20 protein-coding genes and 2 tRNA genes are annotated in these 19,905 nt (G+C 65.1%); all 22 read left to right on the forward strand.

What is annotated here, in order from left to right:
• Positions 1–82 precede the first annotated feature (82 nt).
• The gene (gene folP, locus D580_RS0105950; RefSeq protein WP_018953515.1) at positions 83–937 is read left to right on the forward strand and encodes a dihydropteroate synthase; all 855 of its coding nucleotides are present in this window, start codon (positions 83–85) and stop codon (positions 935–937) included.
• 98 nt (positions 938–1,035) lie between these two features.
• Complete coding sequence (gene glmM / locus D580_RS0105955; RefSeq protein WP_026289751.1) at positions 1,036–2,391, forward strand: phosphoglucosamine mutase; 1,356 nt, start codon at positions 1,036–1,038, stop codon at positions 2,389–2,391.
• 95 nt (positions 2,392–2,486) lie between these two features.
• Positions 2,487–3,248, forward strand: a complete 762-nt coding sequence (gene tpiA, locus D580_RS0105960; RefSeq protein WP_026289752.1) for a triose-phosphate isomerase — start codon at positions 2,487–2,489, stop codon at positions 3,246–3,248.
• A gap of 4 nt (positions 3,249–3,252) precedes the next feature.
• A complete protein-coding gene (gene secG / locus D580_RS0105965) occupies positions 3,253–3,591 on the forward strand; it encodes a preprotein translocase subunit SecG (protein ID WP_026289753.1) in 339 nt (112 codons plus the stop codon).
• 32 nt (positions 3,592–3,623) lie between these two features.
• A tRNA-Leu gene (locus tag D580_RS0105970) sits at positions 3,624–3,708 on the forward strand.
• A 213-nt stretch (positions 3,709–3,921) separates the two neighbouring features.
• On the forward strand, positions 3,922–4,278 hold the full coding sequence (locus tag D580_RS0105975) for an NADH-quinone oxidoreductase subunit A (protein WP_012637558.1): 357 nt from the start codon (positions 3,922–3,924) through the stop codon (positions 4,276–4,278).
• On the forward strand, positions 4,269–4,745 hold the full coding sequence (locus D580_RS0105980) for a NuoB/complex I 20 kDa subunit family protein (protein WP_012637559.1): 477 nt from the start codon (positions 4,269–4,271) through the stop codon (positions 4,743–4,745). The genes D580_RS0105975 and D580_RS0105980 overlap by 10 nt, the downstream gene beginning before the upstream one ends.
• Positions 4,746–4,770: 25 nt before the next feature.
• Complete coding sequence (locus D580_RS0105985; RefSeq protein ID WP_018953519.1) at positions 4,771–5,490, forward strand: NADH-quinone oxidoreductase subunit C; 720 nt, start codon at positions 4,771–4,773, stop codon at positions 5,488–5,490.
• Positions 5,483–6,736, forward strand: coding sequence for an NADH-quinone oxidoreductase subunit D (locus D580_RS0105990; protein ID WP_018953520.1), 1,254 nt, complete (start codon positions 5,483–5,485; stop codon positions 6,734–6,736). The genes D580_RS0105985 and D580_RS0105990 overlap by 8 nt, the downstream gene beginning before the upstream one ends.
• The gene (gene nuoE, locus D580_RS0105995) at positions 6,736–7,242 is read left to right on the forward strand and encodes an NADH-quinone oxidoreductase subunit NuoE (protein ID WP_018953521.1); all 507 of its coding nucleotides are present in this window, start codon (positions 6,736–6,738) and stop codon (positions 7,240–7,242) included. Before D580_RS0105990 ends, nuoE begins: the two co-directional genes overlap by 1 nt.
• A 7-nt stretch (positions 7,243–7,249) precedes the next feature.
• On the forward strand, positions 7,250–8,527 hold the full coding sequence (gene nuoF / locus D580_RS0106000; protein WP_018953522.1) for an NADH-quinone oxidoreductase subunit NuoF: 1,278 nt from the start codon (positions 7,250–7,252) through the stop codon (positions 8,525–8,527).
• 40 nt (positions 8,528–8,567) lie between these two features.
• Positions 8,568–10,943 (forward strand): NADH-quinone oxidoreductase subunit NuoG, encoded by a 2,376-nt coding sequence (gene nuoG / locus D580_RS0106005; protein WP_018953523.1) that lies wholly within the window; start codon positions 8,568–8,570, stop codon positions 10,941–10,943.
• An 18-nt stretch (positions 10,944–10,961) separates the two neighbouring features.
• Complete coding sequence (nuoH, locus tag D580_RS0106010; RefSeq protein WP_018953524.1) at positions 10,962–12,026, forward strand: NADH-quinone oxidoreductase subunit NuoH; 1,065 nt, start codon at positions 10,962–10,964, stop codon at positions 12,024–12,026.
• Between the two features lie 11 nt (positions 12,027–12,037).
• On the forward strand, positions 12,038–12,529 hold the full coding sequence (gene nuoI / locus D580_RS0106015) for an NADH-quinone oxidoreductase subunit NuoI (RefSeq protein WP_012637566.1): 492 nt from the start codon (positions 12,038–12,040) through the stop codon (positions 12,527–12,529).
• A gap of 21 nt (positions 12,530–12,550) precedes the next feature.
• A complete protein-coding gene (locus tag D580_RS0106020) occupies positions 12,551–13,144 on the forward strand; it encodes an NADH-quinone oxidoreductase subunit J (RefSeq protein WP_018953526.1) in 594 nt (197 codons plus the stop codon).
• Between the two features lie 79 nt (positions 13,145–13,223).
• A complete protein-coding gene (nuoK, locus tag D580_RS0106025) occupies positions 13,224–13,529 on the forward strand; it encodes an NADH-quinone oxidoreductase subunit NuoK (protein WP_012637568.1) in 306 nt (101 codons plus the stop codon).
• Positions 13,530–13,533: 4 nt separating this feature from the next.
• Positions 13,534–15,561, forward strand: coding sequence for an NADH-quinone oxidoreductase subunit L (gene nuoL, locus D580_RS0106030; protein ID WP_018953528.1), 2,028 nt, complete (start codon positions 13,534–13,536; stop codon positions 15,559–15,561).
• A gap of 64 nt (positions 15,562–15,625) precedes the next feature.
• Positions 15,626–17,140: an NADH-quinone oxidoreductase subunit M gene (locus tag D580_RS0106035; protein ID WP_018953529.1), complete on the forward strand. Its 1,515-nt coding sequence runs from the start codon at positions 15,626–15,628 to the stop codon at positions 17,138–17,140.
• 13 nt (positions 17,141–17,153) lie between these two features.
• A complete protein-coding gene (nuoN, locus tag D580_RS0106040) occupies positions 17,154–18,596 on the forward strand; it encodes an NADH-quinone oxidoreductase subunit NuoN (RefSeq protein ID WP_018953530.1) in 1,443 nt (480 codons plus the stop codon).
• A 20-nt stretch (positions 18,597–18,616) separates the two neighbouring features.
• On the forward strand, positions 18,617–18,934 hold the full coding sequence (locus D580_RS0106045; protein WP_018953531.1) for a DUF2818 family protein: 318 nt from the start codon (positions 18,617–18,619) through the stop codon (positions 18,932–18,934).
• A 161-nt stretch (positions 18,935–19,095) separates the two neighbouring features.
• Positions 19,096–19,172, forward strand: a tRNA-Met gene (locus tag D580_RS0106050).
• 146 nt (positions 19,173–19,318) lie between these two features.
• A complete protein-coding gene (gene rimP / locus D580_RS0106055; protein ID WP_018953532.1) occupies positions 19,319–19,783 on the forward strand; it encodes a ribosome maturation factor RimP in 465 nt (154 codons plus the stop codon).
• Positions 19,784–19,905 lie beyond the last annotated feature (122 nt).

Raw genomic sequence — 19,905 nt, forward strand, 5'->3', positions numbered from 1 at the left:
TGAAAATGGCCGCCTCATGGGCGGCCTTTTTCATGCCCGGAGGGCAGAGACAAGAGGCGAGAGGCAAGAGGCAAGTGACAAGATGGGTGAGGGCGCCGAGATTCTGGACTGCGGTGGGCGAGCGCTGGATCTCTCACGCCCACGGGTGATGGGGATCCTCAATGTGACCCCGGATTCCTTCTCTGATGGTGGGCGCCATGCCGGCCTGCAGCAGGCCGTGGACCATGCCCTGGCCATGGTGGAGGCGGGGGCGGCTATCATTGACGTGGGTGGGGAGTCCACCCGGCCCGGCGCCGAGCCGGTGCCGGTGGAGGAGGAGCTGACGCGGGTGATTCCGGTGGTCGAGGCCCTGGCACGGGCCATCCCGGTGCCCATCTCCGTGGACACCAGTCGGCCGGAGGTGATGCGTGCCGCAGCTGGTGCAGGTGCCGGGTTGATCAACGACGTGCGGGGTCTGAGGTTGCCGGGGGCCCTGGAAGCGGCCCGGGACATCGGCCTGCCCGTGTGTCTCATGCACATGAGCACCCTGGATCCGCGCACCATGCAGCAGGAAGCCCGCTACGCGGACGTGGTGGCCGAGGTCGGGGCCTTTCTCGCCGAGCGGGTGCAGGCCTGCGGGGCCCTGGGTATCGGCCGGGAGCGCCTGGTGCTGGACCCTGGATTTGGCTTTGGCAAGACCCTGGATCACAATCTGGCCCTGTTTCGCGCCCTGCCGGAACTGGTATCCCTGGGCCTGCCCCTGCTGGTGGGGGTCTCGCGCAAGGGTATGATCGGTGCGCTGCTGGGTGATCGGCCCATCGACGGGCGTCTGCATGGCAGCGTCGCGGCGGCCCTGCTGGCCGCCCGGGCCGGTGCTCGCATCCTGCGGGTCCATGACGTGGGGCCCACGGTGGATGCCCTGCGCATGCTCGAGGGCCTCGAGGCCCGGGGTGACTGAGGCCTTGAACAGACCCATTCGCCGGGGCTCGGCGATTCTGCAACATCATATATATGTATGCGCCGGCTGATGCCGGCGGCACAGGGAGGACTCAAGGGGTGGAAAGACGTTATTTCGGTACCGATGGCATTCGTGGCCGGGTGGGGCGTACGCCCATGACGCCGGATTTCGCCCTGCGACTGGGCTGGGCGGCGGGCAGGGTGCTGGCGCCGGACGGCAATGGCCTGGTGATCATCGGCAAGGACACCCGGGTCTCCGGCTACATGTTCGAGTCCGCTCTGGAGGCGGGGCTGTCCGCGGCGGGCACCGACATCCGCCTGCTCGGTCCCATGCCCACGCCGGCGGTGGCCTACCTGACGCGCACCTTCCGGGCCTCGGCGGGCATCGTCATCAGCGCCTCCCACAACCCCTTCTACGACAACGGCTTCAAGTTCTTCTCCGCCCAGGGCACCAAGCTGCCCGACGAGGTGGAACTGGCCATCGAGGCGGAGCTTGAAAAGTCCATCGAGACCGTGGATTCCGCGGATATCGGCAAGGCGGAGCGGGTGGTGGACGCCGCCGGGCGTTACATTGAGTTCTGCAAGAGCACCATCCCCAACGGTACCGCCTTCCATGACATGAAGCTGGTGGTGGATTGCGCCCATGGCGCCACCTACGCGGTGGCGCCCAGCGTGTTCGAGGAACTGGGGGCCCAGGTGGTGGCCATCGGCGCCGAGCCGGACGGTTTCAACATCAACGAGAAGGCCGGCTCCCTGCACCCGGAGAACCTGCGTGCCGCGGTCCTGGCCCAGCGCGCGGACGCGGGCATCGCCCTGGACGGGGACGGTGACCGCCTGGTGCTGGTGGACGAGCAGGGCGAGGTCCTGGACGGGGACGAGGCCCTGTGCATCATCGCACTGGCCCGGGCCGGGGAGGGCGCCCTGGGCGGTGGGGTGGTTGGCACCCAGATGAGCAACCTGGGCCTGGAACTGGCCCTCAAGGCCCAGGGCATCGCCTTCGAGCGCGCTGCCGTGGGGGACCGCTACGTGATGGAGATGCTCCAGCAGCGCGGCTGGCTGCTGGGCGGCGAGTCCTCCGGCCACATCCTGTGCCTGGACCGCACCAGCACCGGCGACGGCATCGTCTCCGCCCTGCAGGTGCTGGCCATCATGCAGGCCACCGGTCGGCCCCTCTCGGAGCTGCGCAAGGTCATGGCCAAGTTCCCCCAGACCCTGCTGAACGTGCCCTTGAACGGCGGCGTGGCCCGGGATGCCCTGCTCTCCGCCAAGGCCGTCAAGGAGGCCGTGCGCGCCGCCGAGAGCGCCCTGGGCGGGGAGGGCCGGGTGCTGCTTCGGCCCTCCGGGACCGAGCCCCTGATGCGGGTCATGGTGGAGGGCCGGGAGCGCCGCCAGGTGGAACAGATCGCCCGGGAGATCGCCGAGGCGGTGCGCTCCGTGGCGGATCATGCTGGCTGAGACCTACGGCGGAAGTCGGTGAAATTGATTTATTGGGTGCCGGGCAGTATGCTTGCGCGCTTTCTGGAGAAAAGCTAATACAACGGGGGTATTGCATGCGACAGCCACTGGTGGCAGGCAACTGGAAAATGAACGGTTCCCTGAAGGCCAATGAGGCGTTGCTGGGCGACCTTCGCAAGGCCCTCTCAGGAGGTATCAAGGCCGAGGTTGCAGTGTGTCCCCCCTTCGTGTATCTCCCCCAGGTGGCGGGTCTGGTCGATGGTCAGCCTATTGCCCTAGGTGCCCAGGATCTCTCCGACCAGGATGCCGGCGCCTTCACCGGTGAGGTCTCCGGCGCCATGCTCAAGGACCTGGGTTGTGAATATGTCATCGTGGGTCATTCGGAGCGTCGCAGCCTGTACGGCGAGGACGACGAGTTCACGGCCCGCAAGTTTGCCGCCGCCCGGCGCCACGGCCTCAAGCCCATCCTGTGTGTGGGCGAACTGCTCGAGGAGCGCGAGTCCGGCGTGACCGAGCAGGTGGTCGCGCGGCAGCTGGATGCGGTGATGGATCTGGAGGGCGTGTCCGCCCTGGCCGACGCGGTGGTCGCCTACGAGCCCGTGTGGGCCATCGGCACCGGCAAGACCGCCACCCCGGAGCAGGCCCAGGCAGTGCATGCCTTCATCCGCGCTCGCGTGGCCGAGCGGGATGCGCAAGTGGCCGAAGGTCTGCGCATCCTCTACGGCGGCAGCGTGAAGGCCGACAATGCTGCGGAACTGTTTTCACAGCCGGATATCGACGGAGGCCTGATCGGCGGCGCCTCCCTGAAGGCTGAGGATTTCATGGCCATTTGCCGCGCGGCCGAACAGGCGAGTTGAACCTATGTTGTATGGATTGTTACTGGTGGTGCAGGTGGTCGTGGCCCTGGCCCTGATCGCCCTCATCCTGATGCAGCACGGCAAGGGTGCCGACGCGGGCGCGGCCTTCGGCAGCGGTGCCTCCTCGACGGTGTTTGGTGCCCGGGGCTCGGCCAATTTCCTGAGCCGGACCACGGCCATTCTGGCGACGGTGTTCTTCGTCAACAGCATGGGACTGGCGTACCTGGTATCCAACCAGCCCGCGCCCGCCAGTGTGATCGACCGGTTGCCCGCCATCGAGCAGCCCGCTCCGGTTCGTCCGGATCCGGTGGAGCCCGGGGCCCCGGCCGACGTGCCGCGCTGAGCGGCATTTCACCGGACAAAATATTAGTACATGCAGATGTGGTGGAATTGGTAGACACGCCGTCTTGAGGGGGCGGTGGCGCAAGCCGTGTCGGTTCGAGTCCGACCATCTGCACCAAATTCCGGCCCGGAATGAAATTCCGTGCCGTGACATCAGGGTATAAGGCATCACCCTGATTCACTAAGGCCCGAATCACCAGGGCTCAGGGCAATACGCCCTTCAGCAGCAGAAGCAGACATATAAGACGACCCGGGCGTCACGAACGCCCGGGCACAACAGCAAGCCGAGTCCCGTTGATGTGGCCCGACCACTGGCGGGGGGAGTGAAAGCATGTTGGAAAACTATCTGCCGATCCTGATCTTCATCGGTGTGGGGCTTCTGGTGGGCATCATCCCGCTGGCCCTGGGTATGGTGATCGGTCCCCATCGTCCCGACGGGGCCAAGAACTCCCCCTATGAATGCGGTTTCGAGGCCTTCGAGGACTCGCGCATGAAGTTCGACGTCAGGTTCTACCTGGTCGCCATCCTGTTCATCATCTTCGATCTGGAAATCGCCTTCCTGTTTCCCTGGGCCGTGGCCCTGGACAGCATCGGCCTGTTCGGCCTGCTGGCCATGGCGCTGTTCCTGGGGATCCTGGTGATCGGCTTCATCTATGAGTGGAAGAAGGGGGCCCTGGAATGGGAATAGAAGGCGTCCTTGAAAAGGGCTTCGTCACCACCTCGGCCGACAAGCTCATCAACTGGGCCCGTACCGGGTCCCTGTGGCCGATGACCTTCGGTCTGGCCTGCTGCGCGGTGGAGATGATGCACGCCGGCGCGTCCCGCTATGATCTGGACCGCTTCGGTGTCGTGTTCCGTCCCAGCCCGCGTCAGTCCGACGTGATGATCGTGGCCGGCACCCTGGTGAACAAGATGGCGCCCGCGCTGCGCAAGGTCTACGACCAGATGGCCGAGCCCCGCTGGGTGATCTCCATGGGTTCCTGCGCCAACGGCGGCGGCTACTACCACTACTCCTATGCGGTGGTGCGCGGCTGCGACCGGATCGTGCCCGTGGACATCTACGTCCCCGGTTGCCCACCCACGGCGGAAGCGTTGCTTTACGGCATCCTGCAGTTGCAGAACAAGATCCGCCGTACCAACACCATCGCCCGATAAACCCGTCCCAACCCGGTCTTAGATCATGAGCGAGCGACTCGAGAAACTGGCTGCGCGCCTTACGGAACGCTTCAAGGCGGCGGGTGGCAAGGTGGACAGCGCCTTCGGCGAGCTGACCCTGACCGTTCCGGCGGCTGCCCTGAGCGACACGGCCACGGCGCTGCGTGACCATCTGGGCTTCGAAATGCTGATCGACCTGTGCGGCGTGGACTACCAGGAATACGGCGTGGCCGAATGGTCCACGGATGAGTCCTCCAACCAGGGCTTCAGCCGCGGTGTGGAGAAGGCCACCTTCGGGCGCTTCACCTTCGACGAGGCCCCCAGCCGCAAGGCCCACGAAGGACCGCGTTTTGCCGTGGTCTACCACCTGCTGTCCATCAGCGCCAACCAGCGCCTGCGCATGAAGGTGTTCTGCGATGACGAGGAGTTCCCCGTGGTTTCCACGGTGACCGATGTCTGGACCTCCGCCGACTGGTACGAGCGCGAGGCATTCGACCTGTTTGGCATCATGTTCGAGGGACATCCCGACCTGCGCCGCATCCTCACCGACTACGGTTTCGTCGGCCACCCGTTCCGCAAGGACTTCCCCCTGGTGGGTCACGTGGAGATGCGCTACGACCCCGAACAGGCCCGCGTCGTCTACCAGCCGGTGACCATCGAGCCCCGGGTGCTGGTGCCCAAGGTGATCCGCCACGATCATCGCTATGTCCATGAATCGGCCCAGGAGAAGTCCGCCGATGCCTGAGATTCGCAATTACACGCTGAACTTCGGTCCTCAGCATCCCTCCGCCCACGGCGTGCTGCGCCTGGTGCTGGAGCTGGACGGCGAGGTGGTGCAGCGCGCCGACCCGCACATCGGCCTGCTGCACCGCGGCACCGAGAAGCTGGCCGAGAGCAAGCCCTACAACCAGAGCATCGGTTACATGGACCGTCTCGACTACGTGTCCATGATGTGTAACGAGCACGGCTACGTGCTGGCCATGGAAAAGCTCCTGGGTGTCCAGGCGCCCATCCGCGCCCAGTACATCCGGGTGATGTTCGACGAGATCACCCGCATCCTGAACCACCTGCTGTGGCTTGGTGCCCACGCCCTGGATATCGGCGCCATGACCGTGTTCCTGTACGCCTTCCGCGAGCGTGAGGACCTGATGGACTGCTACGAGGCGGTGAGCGGCGCGCGTCTGCACGCGACCTATTACCGTCCCGGCGGCGTGGCCCGTGACCTGCCGGGCAGCATGCCCCAGTACCAGGCCTCCCGCTTCAAGAGCCAGAAGGAAGTGGATGCCCTTAACGCCACCCGTCAGGGTTCGTTGCTCGATTTCATCGAGGCCTTCACGGAGCGCTTCCCCGGCTGCGTGGACGAGTACGAGACCCTGCTCACCGACAACCGCATCTGGAAGCAGCGCACCGTGGGTGTGGGCGTGGTCAGCCCCGAGCGCGCCATGCAGATGGGCTTCACCGGCCCCATGCTGCGCGGCTCGGGTATCGAGTGGGACCTGCGCCGCAAGCAGCCCTACGAGGTCTACGACCGGCTCGACTTCCAGATCCCGGTGGGCGGGAACGGCGACTGCTACGACCGCTACCTGGTGCGCGTCGAAGAGATGCGCCAGTCCAACCGCATCATCAGGCAGTGCGTGGACTGGCTGCGCAAGAACCCCGGCCCGGTGATGCTGGAGGATCACAAGATCACCCCGCCGCGCCGCGAAGAGATGAAGGCGGACATGGAGTCCCTCATTCACCACTTCAAGCTGTTCACCGAGGGTTTCTGCCTGCCCGAGGGCGAGGCCTATGCCGCGGTAGAACATCCCAAGGGCGAGTTCGGCGTGTACCTGGTCTCCGACGGGGCCAACAAGCCCTACCGGCTCAAGGTGCGTGCCCCCGGATTCGCCCACCTGGCCGGCCTCAACGAGATGGCCACGGGCCACATGCTGGCCGACGTGGTGGCCATCATCGGCACCCAGGACATCGTATTCGGGGAGATTGACCGCTGATGCCCAAGATCCAGACCGTACACAAGGCTGCGCTGCTCAACGATCACCTGCGCGAGGAGATCGACGACTGGCTGCGCCGCTACCCGGAAGACCAGCGCCAGTCGGCGGTGCTCGGCGCCCTGCGCGCCGTGCAGCACGAGCACGGTTATCTCAGCACCGAGATGATGGACGCCGTGGCTGAGTACATCGGCATGCCCGAGATCGCCGTCTACGAGGTGGCGAGCTTCTACTCCATGTTCGAGTTGAAGCCCGTGGGCCGGCACACCATCGCCGTGTGCACCAATATCTCCTGCATGCTGCGCGGCTCCGACAAGATCGTCGAGCACATCGAGAACAAGCTGGGCATCAAGACCGGCGAGAGCACCCCCGACGGCAAGTTCTACATCAAGCGCGAAGAGGAATGCCTCGCCGCCTGCTGCGGCGCGCCCATGATGCAGGTGGATCACGTCTACTACGAGCATCTCACCCCCGAACGGGTGGACGAGATCCTCGACGGTCTGGAGTGAGCAAGCCATGAACCGAATCTGCTTCACGACCCTTCAGTTCGACGAGCCCTGGACCCTGGAGAGCTATCTCAAGGTCGGCGGTTACCAGGCGTGGAAGAAGATCCTCACCGAGAAGATGTCCCAGGAGGACGTCATCGAGGAGGTAAAGAAATCCAACCTGCGAGGCCGCGGCGGCGCGGGCTTCCCCACGGGCCTGAAGTGGAGCTTCATGCCCCGCAATGCCCCGGGCCAGAAATACATCGTGTGTAACTCGGATGAATCCGAGCCGGGCACCTGCAAGGACCGCGACATCCTGCGCTTCAACCCCCACGCCCTGGTGGAGGGCATGGCCATCGGCGGCTACGCCATCGGCGCCACGGTGGGTTACAACTACATGCGCGGCGAGTTCATGGACGAGCCCTACCAGCGCTTCGCCCAGGCGGTGCGCGAGGCCTACGAGCAGGGCTTCCTGGGCAAGAACATCCTGGGCTCCGGCGTGGACTTCGACCTCTACCCGACGCTGGGTGCCGGCGCCTATATCTGCGGCGAGGAGACCGCGCTGCTGGAGTCCCTGGAAGGCAAGAAGGGCCAGCCCCGCTTCAAGCCGCCGTTCCCGGCCAACTTCGGCCTCTACGGCCGGCCCACCACCATCAACAACACCGAATCCCTGTCTTCCATCCCGAGCATCATCCGCGAGGGTGGCGACTGGTTCGCGTCGCTGGGCATCCCCAAGTCGGGCGGCGAGAAGCTGTTCTCCGTCTCCGGTCACGTGAACAAGCCGGGCAACTTCGAGATCCCCCTCGGTACCCCGTTCAAGGACCTGCTGGAGATGGCCGGCGGCGTGCTGGGCGGCCGCAAGCTCAAAGCGGTGATCCCCGGCGGCTCCTCGGTGCCCGTGGTGCCCGGCGACGTGATGCTGACCGCCAACATGGACTACGACTCCATCGCCAAGGCCGGTTCCATGCTGGGCTCAGGCGCGGTGATCGTGATGGATGAGACCACCGACATGGTCAAGGCCTTGCAGCGCATCTCGCGCTTCTACTTCTCCGAGTCCTGCGGCCAGTGCACCCCCTGTCGCGAGGGCACCGGCTGGCTGTACCGCATGCTCACCCGCATCGTGGAAGGCAAGGGCCGGCCCGAGGACCTGGAGCGCCTGGACGACGTGGCCAGCAAGATCGAGGGCCGCACCATCTGCGCCCTGGGTGATGCCGCCGCCATGCCGGTGCGCAGCTTCGTGAAGCACTTCCGCCACGAATTCGAATACTACATTCAGCACGGGCGCAGCCTGGTCGCGAACGCGGCCTGAACCTGCCCTGACTGAACCCCAGCGAGTCGAGACACAGAACATGAGTCAGGACCTGGTCAACATCGAGATCAACGGCATTCCCCTGCAGGCACGCAAGGGCGCCATGCTGATCGAGGTGGCGGACGAAGCGGGCATCAAGATCCCGCGCTTCTGCTACCACAAGAAGCTGTCCGTGGCGGCCAACTGCCGCATGTGCCTGGTGGAGGTGGAGAAGGCGCCCAAGCCGCTGCCCGCCTGCGCCACGCCGGTGATGGACGGTATGAAGGCCTTCACCCAGTCGCCCAAGGCCCTGGCCGCCCAGAAGGGCACCATGGAGTTCCTGCTCATCAACCATCCGCTGGACTGCCCCATCTGCGACCAGGGAGGCGAGTGCGAGCTTCAGGACGTGGCCATGGGCTACGGCGAGGACGTGTCCCGCTACAGCGAGGCCAAGCGCGTGGTGAAGGACAAGGACATCGGTCCCCTGATCGCCACCGAGATGACCCGCTGCATCCACTGCACCCGCTGCGTGCGCTTCGGCGAGGAGATCGCCGGCATCCGTGAACTGGGCGCCACCGGCCGCGGCGAGTTCATGCAGATCGGCACCTACATCGAGAAGTCGGTCAGCTCCGAGATGTCCGGCAACGTGATCGACCTGTGCCCGGTGGGCGCGCTCACCGCCAAGCCGTCCCGCTATACGGCGCGTCCCTGGGAGCTGGTGCAGCATGCCACCGTGGCGCCCCATGACAGCATCGGCTCCAACCTGTTCCTGCACACCCGCGAGGGTCGCGTGATGCGCGCCGTGCCCCGGGACAACGAGTCGGTCAACGAGACCTGGATCTCCGACCGGGACCGATTCAGCTACACCGGTCTGTATGCCGATGACCGCCTCACCACGCCCATGGTGAAAGACAACGGCAAGTGGGTGGCCACCGACTGGGAGACGGCCCTGGCCCGCACCGTGGAAGGCCTGAAGGGCACCGCCGCCAGCGAGATCGGCGCACTGCTCTCGCCCCACGCCACCCTGGAAGAACTCTACCTGGCCCAGAAGCTGCTGCGCGGCCTGGGCGTGAGCGCCATCGATCACCGCCTGCGCCAGGTCGATTTCGCGCATGGCAACGCCGATCCCGCGTTCCCCTATCTGGGTCTGCCCATCGCGGATCTGGAAAACGTCAACGCCGCCCTGCTGGTGGCCTCCAATGTGCGCAAGGAACAGCCCATTGCGGCCCATCGCCTGCGCAAGGCGGGGCTCAAGGGTGCCAGCCTGATGGCCATCAACACCCGGGACTACGGCTTTGCCTTCCCGGTGATGGCCCAGTGCATCACCGACCCCCACGGCATGGTCGGTGTCCTGGCGGGTGTGGCCGGTGCCGCGCTCGAGGCCGCCGGCGCCAAGGCACCGGCGAGCCTGGCGAAGATCATCGACGCCGCCGAGATCGACGAGGCCGCCCGCGCCATGGCCGAACAGCTCAAGGCCGGCGAACAGGCCGTGGTGCTGCTGGGCAGCCAGGCCTTTGCCCATCCCCGCTTCAGCCTGCTGCGTGCCCTGGCCGCCGTGGTGGCCGAGCACACCGGCGCCACCCTGGGCTATCTGCCTGAGGCCGCCAACAGCGCCGGCGCCTGGCTGGCCGGTGCCGTGCCCCATCGGGGGCCCGCCGGTGAGCGGCTGGGCAGCCCGGGCCTGGATGCCCAGGCCATGCTGGACAAGCCCCGTCAGGCCTATGTGCTGCTGGGCGTGGAGCCGGATCTGGACTGCGCCGACGGCGTGCGTGCCAGGGAGGCCATCGAGGGGGCGAACTTCGTGGTGTCGCTCAATGCCTTCGCCTCCGAGGCCACCCGCAACCTGGCCGACGTGCTGCTGCCCATCGCCACCTTCGCCGAGACCTCCGGCACCTTCGTCAATGCCGAGGGCCGCTGGCAGTCCTTCCAGGGTGTCACCCGGCCCCTTGGCGAGGCCCGTCCCGCCTGGAAGGTGCTGCGCGTGCTGGGCAACATGGCCGGGCTCAATGGCTTCGAGCACGTCTCTTCCGAGAACGTGCGCGATGAACTCAAGGGGCTGTTCGGCGCCGACCTGGCCTTCGACACCGGCGTCCCCCTGGAAGGCGCGGCCTTCGAGACGGCCACGGTACCCACCGGCCTGCAGCGCGCTGGCGGCGTGGCCATATACGCCCTGGATTCCCTGGTGCGCCGCGCGCGGCCGCTGCAGGAGACTGCCGACGGCCGCCAGGCCGGTGCCTATATCAGCGAGGCCCAGGCCCGCGCCCTGGACCTGCTCAATACGGACCGGGTGCTGGTGCGCCAGAACGGCCGCACCGCCACCCTGGACCTGGTGATCGACGACGGCGTCGCCATGGGCTGTGTATGGATTCCCGCCGGGATGCCGGAGACCGCTGCCCTGGGCGCGGCCTTCGGACCTGTGGAACTGCAGAAGCTCTAAGGGCGCTGGGGATACGAGATGCTGGAAACCATCATGAATGTCTGGGAAGGGTTGCCGCTGGTCATGCAGATCATGGCCAAGATCACCCTGATCGTCGCGCCCCTGATGCTGGCGGTGGCCTATGTCACCTACGCCGAGCGCAAGGTGATCGGCTACATGCAGGTGCGCCTGGGTCCGAACCGGGTGGGTCCCAAGGGCTGGCTGCAGCCCATCGCCGATGCGGTCAAGCTGCTGACCAAAGAGGTGATCATCCCCACCAACGCCAACCGCTACCTGTTCCTGATCGCGCCGGTGCTGTCCATCGCTCCGGCGCTGGCGGCCTGGGCGGTGATCCCCTTCGACGACGGCATGGCGCTGGCCAACATCAACGCCGGCCTATTGTACATCCTGGCGCTGAGCTCCCTGGGCGTGTACGGCGTGATCATCGCCGGCTGGGCCTCCAACTCCAAGTACGCGTTGCTGGGCGCCATGCGTTCCGCGGCCCAGATCGTGGCCTACGAGATCGCCATGGGCTTCGCCCTGGTGGGCGTGATCATGGTGGCCGGCAGCCTGAACCTGGGAGAGATCGTCAGCGCCCAGTCCGGCAGCATCTACCACTGGTACCTGCTGCCTCTGCTCCCTCTGTTCCTGGTGTTCTTCATCTCCGGCGTGGCCGAGACCAACCGCGCGCCCTTCGACGTTGCGGAAGGCGAGTCGGAGATCGTGGCCGGTTTCCACGTGGAGTATTCGGGCATGGCCTTCGCCGTGTTCTTCCTGGCCGAATACGCCAACATGATCCTGATCTCGGCGCTCACCGCGCTGCTGTTTTTAGGCGGCTGGCTGTCTCCCTTCCAGGGCATCCTGCCGGAGTCCGCCTTTGCGATTCCCGTGATCGGCTGGTTCCTGGACAGTGGTATCCACTGGTTCCTGATCAAGACCGCCTTCTTCCTGTTCTGCTTCCTGTGGTTCCGTGCCACCTTCCCCCGTTACCGCTATGACCAGATCATGCGCCTGGGCTGGAAGGTGCTGATCCCGGTGACCATCGTGTGGCTGTTTGTCCTGGGCGTGGGTGTCGCCTTCGGCATCGGCCCCTGGTTCGCGTGAGAGGTTCGATGATGAGTGCTGCGATTCGCAACTTCTTCAAGAGTTTCATGCTGTGGGAACTGCTCATCGGCATGCGGCTGACCGGGCGCTATCTGTTCGCCCGCAAGATCACCGTGCAGTACCCGGAAGAGAAGACGCCCATGTCGCCGCGCTTCCGCGGCCTGCACGCCCTGCGCCGCTACCCCAACGGCGAGGAGCGCTGCATCGCCTGCAAGCTGTGCGAGGCGGTGTGTCCGGCGCTGGCCATCACCATCGAGTCCGAGCAGCGGGCCGACGGCACCCGGCGCACCACCCGCTATGACATCGACCTGTTCAAGTGCATCTTCTGCGGTTTCTGCGAGGAGGCCTGCCCGGTGGATTCCATCGTCGAGACCCACCTGTTCGAGTACCACTTCGAGAACCGGGGCGAGCAGATCATGACCAAGGACAAGCTGCTGGCCATCGGCGACCGGTACGAGCAGCAGATCGCGGCCGCCCGCGCCGCCGACGCGCCGTACCGATAAGTTTCGAGGACGACTCAGACCATGAACTTTGAAGCCTTCCTGTTCTACTTCTTCTCCGTGATCCTGGTGGGCGCGGCGGTGGCCATGATCACCGTGCGCAACCCGGTGCACGCGGCCCTGTTCCTGGTGCTCACCTTTTTTACCAGCGCCGCCCTGTGGATCATGCTGGAGGCGGAGTTCCTGGGCATCGTGCTGGTGCTGGTCTACGTGGGCGCGGTGATGGTGTTGTTCCTGTTCGTGGTGATGATGCTGGACATCAACCTGGCGCGCATGCGCGAGGGCTTCATCCGCTTCCTGCCGGTGGGCATCGTGGTGGCGGTGGCCATGGTGAGCGTCATGACCCTGGTGATTGTGCGCCACTTCCACATGGAGGCACCGGAGCGGGCGGGCGCGGATTACAACAACACCGAGGCCCTGGGCCAGATCCTGTACACGGAATACGTCTACCCCTTCGAGATCGCCGCGGTGATCCTGCTGGTGGCCATCGTCGCGGCCATCGCGTTGACCCTGCGTCGCCGTCCGGGTACCAAGGCCATCGATCCGGCGCAGCAGGTGCGCATCACCCGCAAGGGCCGGGTGCGCATGGTGGACATGAAGTCGGAAGACAAGTCCTGATCCGGGACACGCATACACGAACAGACATGAAGTGGCGGGCCGGTCGACGGTCTGCCCGGGCTAACAAACGGGACCCATCATGATTTCTTTGTCACATTATCTGGTCCTCGGGGCGATCCTGTTCTCCCTGAGCATCGCCGGGATCTTCCTCAACCGGAAGAACGTCATCATCCTGCTCATGTCCATCGAGCTGATGCTGCTGGCGGTGAACATGAACTTCGTCGCCTTCTCCCATTTCTCCGGGGATCTGGCCGGCCAGGTGTTCGTGTTCTTCATCCTCACCGTCGCCGCCGCCGAGGCCGCCATCGGCCTGGCCATCCTGACCCTGCTGTTCCGCAATCGCCAGACCATCAACGTCCAGGATCTGGACGAGATGAAGGGATAAGGTCATGGAGAACATCTATCTCGCCATCGTCCTCGCTCCCCTGTTCGGCGCCATCGTGGCCGGCCTGTTTGGCCGCCAGATCGGCCGGGTAGGGGCCCACACGGTCACCATCCTGGGCGTGGCCGTGTCCTTCCTGCTGTCTCTGTGGGTGTTCAAGGCCCACGTGTTCGACGGCGCGGAGGTCTACAACGCCACCGTCTACACCTGGATGGTGAGCGACGGGATCCGCTTCGAGGTGGGCTTCCTGGTGGACAACCTCACCGCCATGATGATGCTGGTGGTGACCTTCGTGTCCCTGATGGTGCACATCTACACCATCGGCTACATGCAGGACGATCCGGGCTACCAGCGCTTCTTCGCCTACATCTCCTTGTTCACCTTCTCCATGCTCATGCTGGTGATGGCGAACAACTTCATGCAGCTGTTCTTCGGCTGGGAGGCCGTGGGCCTGGTCTCCTACCTGCTGATCGGCTTCTGGTACAAGCGCCCCACGGCCATTTACGCCAACATGAAGGCCTTCATCGTCAACCGCGTGGGCGACTTCGGTTTCATCCTGGGCATCGGCGCGCTGCTGTTCTACGCCGGCAGCCTGGATTACTGGGAGGTGTTCGCCGAGGCCGAGGGCATGTCCCAGGCCACCATCAGCATCATCCCGGGCACCGAGTGGTCCCTGCTGACGGTCGCCTGCATCCTGCTGTTCATCGGCGCCATGGGCAAGTCCGCCCAGGTGCCCCTGCACGTGTGGCTGCCGGACTCCATGGAGGGCCCGACTCCCATCTCCGCCCTGATCCACGCAGCCACCATGGTGACCGCCGGCATCTTCATGGTGGCGCGCATGTCGCCCCTGTTCGAGCTGTCCACGGCGGCCCTGTCCTTCGTGCTGGTGATCGGCGCGCTGACCGCCTTCTTCATGGGCCTGATCGGCATCGTGCAGAACGACATCAAGCGGGTGGTGGCCTACTCGACCCTGTCCCAGCTGGGCTACATGACCGTGGCCCTGGGTGCGTCGGCCTACGCCGCCGGCGTGTTCCACCTGATGACCCACGCCTTCTTCAAGGCCCTGCTGTTCCTGGCCGCGGGCTCGGTGATCATCGCCATGCACCACGAGCAGGACATGCGCCGCATGGGCGGCCTGCGCAAGTACATGCCCATCACCTACATCACGGCCCTGATCGGCTCGCTTGCCCTGATCGGTTTCCCGGGCTTCGCCGGCTTCTTCTCCAAGGACGGCATCATCGAGGCGGTGTCCCTGTCCACCACGCCGGGGGCGACCTTCGCCTACGTGCTGGTGCTGGCCGGCGTGTTCGTGACCGCGTTCTACTCCTTCCGCATGTTCTTCCTGGTGTTCCACGGCGAGGAGCGCTTCCGCAACGTGGAGCACCACGCCCATCATGACGCGCATCACGCCGATGATCATGGCGACGACCATGGCGATGACCACGGCCATGGCCACCACGGTCCGGTGGAGCCGAAGGAGTCACCCTGGGTGGTGACCGTGCCCCTGATCCTGCTGGCCATCCCCTCGGTGCTGGCCGGTTACGTGGTGGGCCCGATGCTGTTCGGCGATTTCTTCGGCGATGCCATCTTCGTGGCCGAGGCCAACGACGTGCTGGCCCGCCTGGGCGAGGGCTATACCGGGGTGATGGGCTTCATCGTCCACGGCATGATGATGCCGCCCTTCTGGCTGGCCATGGCCGGTCTGGCCAGCGCCTGGTACATCTACATGCGCAAGCCCTCCATCGCCGCCGCCGCCAAGGCGCGCTTCGAGTGGCTGTACAAGGTGCTGGACCGCAAGTACGGCTTCGATGAGTTCAACGCCTTCGTGTTCGCCGGCGGCAGCGTCGGCCTGGGCCGCGCCCTGTGGCGCTTCGGAGACCGGCTGTTCATCGACGGCCTGCTGGTCAACGGCAGCGCCCGGGCGGTGGGCTTCATCTCCAGATACGCCCGCTTCAGCCAGACCGGATACCTGTATCACTACGCCTTCGCCATGATCATCGGCCTGCTGGTGCTGATCACGGTATTCGCGTTCTGAGCGCGGACCATAACGACAAGACGATCCGGCAGGATCGAATCGCGGAACATTTTGGGACTGATCAATGTTTGCTGACTGGCCACTTCTGAGTCTGGTGATCTGGACGCCGATCATCGGCGGCATCCTGGTGCTGATGGCGGGGGACAAGATGCCCGACGGCGCGCGCCGTCTGGCGCTGTTCTTCTCGGTGCTGACCTTCCTGATCAGCATCCCGCTGTTCGTGCACTTCGACCGGGGCACCCACGAGATGCAGTTCGTGGAGCTGCTGCCCTGGATCAGCACCTTCAACGTCAACTACCACCTGGGCGTGGACGGCATCTCCATGCCGCTGATCCTGCTCACCACCTTCACCACGGTGCTGGTGGTGATCGCCGCCTGGGAGGTGATCCAGAAGCGGGTGTCCCAGTACATGGCCGCCTTCCTGATCATGGAAGGCTTCATGAACGGCGTGTTCGCGGCCCTGGACTCGGTGCTGTTCTACGTGTTCTTCGAGGGCATGCTGATCCCCATGTTCCTGGTGATCGGCCTGTGGGGCGGCCCGAACCGGGTCTACGCCACCCTCAAGTTCTTCCTCTACACCTTCCTGGGCTCGGTGTTCATGCTGGTCGCGCTGATCTACATGTACACCCGCTCCGGCAGCTTCGCGATCCTGGACTTCCACCAGCTGCAGCTGGGCATGACCGCCCAGGTGCTGATCTTCCTGGCCTTCCTGGCGGCCTTCGCGGTGAAGATCCCCATGTGGCCGGTGCACACCTGGTTGCCGGACGCCCACGTGGAGGCGCCCACCGGCGGCTCGGTGGTGCTGGCGGCCATCATGCTCAAGATCGGCGGCTACGGCTTCCTGCGCTTCAGCCTGCCCATCACCCCGGACGCCTCCATGGCCCTGGACTGGCTGCTGATCACCATGTCGCTCATCGCCGTGGTCTACATCGGCTTCGTGGCCCTGGTACAGCAGGACATGAAGAAACTGATCGCCTATTCGTCCATCGCCCACATGGGCTTCGTGACGCTGGGCATCTTCATCGTGTTCATGATCTACAACAACACCGGCAACTGGCAGGGCGCGGCACTGGGCATCGAGGGCGCCATGGTGCAGATGATCTCCCATGGCTTCATCTCCGCGGCCATGTTCCTGTGCGTGGGCGTGCTCTACGACCGCCTGCACAGCCGCCAGATCGCCGACTACGGCGGGGTGGTGAACACCATGCCCTGGTTCGCCGCCTTCTTCGTGCTGTTCGCCATGGCCAACACCGGCCTGCCCGGCACCTCCGGGTTCGTGGGCGAGTTCATGGTGATCCTGGCCAGCTTCAAGGCCAATTTCTGGATCGCCTTCCTGGCCGCCACCACCCTGATCCTGGCCGCCGGCTATACCCTGTGGCTGGTCAAGCGGGTGGTGTTCGGCGAGATCGCCAATGACAACGTGGCCAAGCTCCAGGATCTCAACCCCCGCGAGTTCCTGGTGCTGGGCATCCTCGCCTTCGTGGTGCTGCTGCTGGGCGTGTGGCCCGCGCCGCTGCTGGAGGTGATGCATGCCACGGTGGACAACCTGATCCAGCACATCGCTGTATCCAAGCTCTGACCCGGATAACGACATGACCTTCGAGATCCCAGACTTCATGCCCGTGATCCCCGAGCTGTTCGTGCTCGGGATGGCCTGCGCCATTCTCGTGATCGACCTGTTCGTGCCCCAGGCGCGCCGGGACATCACCTACGGGCTGTCCCAGTTCACCCTAATCGGTGCAGCAGTCCTGACCATCGCCCTGGCGAGCCCCGAGACCCGCTTCACCTTCAACGACACCTTCATCGCCGACGGGCTCTCGGACCTGCTCAAGGTGGCGGTCTACCTGATCACCGCCGTGGTGTTCCTGTATTCCCGCCCCTACCTGCAGGACCGGGACATCTATAAGGGGGAGTACTACGTGCTCGGCCTGTTCGGCGTGCTGGGCATGATGATCATGATCTCCTCCTACAGCTTCCTGACCCTGTACCTGGGCCTGGAGCTGCTGTCCCTGTCCCTGTACGCCATGGTGGCCTTCAACCGGGATTCCGCCCGGGCCTCCGAGGCGGCCATGAAGTACTTCATCCTGGGTGCGATTGCCTCGGGCATGCTGCTCTACGGCATGTCCATCCTCTACGGCATCACCGGCAGCCTGGACATCAAGGAGGTCAGCGATTACTTGATCACCTCCAGCGCCGGCCTGAACGTGCCCCTGGTGTTCGCCCTGTCCTTCGTGATCGTGGGTCTGGCCTTCAAGCTGGGCGCCGTGCCCTTCCACATGTGGGTGCCCGACGTCTATCACGGCGCGCCCACCTCGGTGACCCTGTTCATCGGCACCGCCCCCAAGCTGGCGGGCCTGGCCATCATCATGCGCCTGCTGGTGGACGGCCTGGGCCCCCTGCACCACGACTGGCAGGGCATGCTCACCATCCTGGCGGTGCTCTCCCTGGCGGTGGGCAACGTGGTGGCCATCGCCCAGACCAACATCAAGCGCATGCTGGCCTACTCGACCATCTCCCACGTGGGCTTCATCCTCATGGGCATCCTGGCCGGGACCCACGAGGGTTATGCCGCGGCCCTGTTCTACACCCTGGTCTACGCCATCGTGGCCGCCGGCGGCTTCGGCATGATCATCCTGCTGTCCCGCCGGGGCTTCGAGGCGGAGAACCTGGACGACTTCCGGGGCCTGAACGAGCGCAGCCCCTGGTTCGCCTTCATCATGCTGCTGATCATGTTCTCCATGGCCGGCGTGCCGCCGACCGTGGGCTTCTACGCCAAGCTCGCCGTGCTGCAGGCGGTGGTGCAGGTGGACATGATCTGGCTGGCCATCTTCGCGGTGATCTTCTCCATCGTCGGCGCCTTCTACTACCTGCGGGCGGTGAAGATCATGTATTTCGACAAGCCCGAGGACGAATCCCCGCTGCCGAAGGCCCTGGACATGAACGTGGTGCTGAGCATCAACGGTCTGCTGGTCATCGTGCTGGGGATCTTTCCCGGCCTGCTGATGTCTCTAGCTACCGGAGCCATTAGTTGGTAAGGGGAATCTGAATCATGGGTATGAGCGCAACCTGGCTGGCCTGGGTGTTCTTCGGGCTGGCCTTCGTGGTGGCCAACCTGCCCTGGCTCAGCGAGCGGATCTTTTTCGTCATCGAACCGAAGAAGGGCGAGAAGGGGCCGGCCATGCGGCTGCTGGAGTGGTTCGTGCTCTACCTCGTGGTGGGCCTGATCGCCCTGGCCTTCGAGCGCCAGGTCACCGGCAGCAACCATCCCCAGGAGTGGGAGTTCTACGCCATCACCCTGTCCCTATTCACGGTGTTCGCCCTGCCGGGCTTCATCTACCGCTACGACCTGCGCAAGCTGCTGCAGCGGCGCTGAAGCACGGTGCGTGGGTCGGGCTTCAGCCCGACGGCCAGACCTCAGGACGGCAGCCTCGTCGGGCTAAAGCCCGACCCGCGTGCATGTTTCGGGGCTGCGGCCCGATTCCGAAGCCGCACTTGAAATCCCATGCGCAAGTGACTATAGTATGCAACCTCTGATGCGGGGTGGAGCAGTCTGGCAGCTCGTCGGGCTCATAACCCGAAGGTCGCAGGTTCAAATCCTGCCCCCGCTACCAAGGACTTAGAAAAGGCCCCATCAGGGGCCTTTTTGTTACCGGGTCCCGGCAGGCGGTCGCCGGGAATCCGATCAATGCCTGGGTATTTCGACAAGGGCCGCGTGCCCTTTTTTTGTGGGTGGTGAACGGTGGCGGATTCGGATTCCTTGCAGCTCAAGGCCCTGCTGGAGCCCCTGGTGACCCGGATGGGATACCAGCTCTGGGGCATGGAGTTTCGTGTCGCCAAGCACAGCGCCCTGCTGCGTCTGTTCATCGACAGCGAGCAGGGCATCACCCTGGACGACTGCACCGAGGTAAGCCGCCAGGTGAGCGCCCTGATGGATGTGGAAGACCCCATCCAGGTGCCCTATACCCTGGAAGTGTCCTCCCCCGGCGTGGACCGGCCCCTGTTCGAGGCCAGCCACTACGCCCGCTACGTGGGCGAGCAGGTGCGGGTGCGTACCCAGTGGCCCATCGACGGACAGCGCAACTTCGCCGGCGTGATCGTCTCGGCGGATGCGGACTCGGTGACCCTGGACGTGGACGGCCGCGAGGTGCGCCTGCCCCTGGAGGCCATTGCCAGGGGCCGGCTCAAGGGCACCCTGCCGCCGGCCACCCAGGTCGAGGAATAGGGCGCAGACAGGTTTTTTGACGCCCGGCGCGGCTTGCGCGGGGTAGAGATCGAGGATTGAGTCGCCGGAATGGCCTGTGGCGGATGCCCAGCCCCCGGGGGGCTTTCGGTTTACTGGAGATG

Source organism: Thioalkalivibrio sulfidiphilus (assembly GCF_000377945.1).
Taxonomy (GTDB): Bacteria; Pseudomonadota; Gammaproteobacteria; order Ectothiorhodospirales; family Ectothiorhodospiraceae; genus Thioalkalivibrio_A; species Thioalkalivibrio_A sulfidiphilus_A.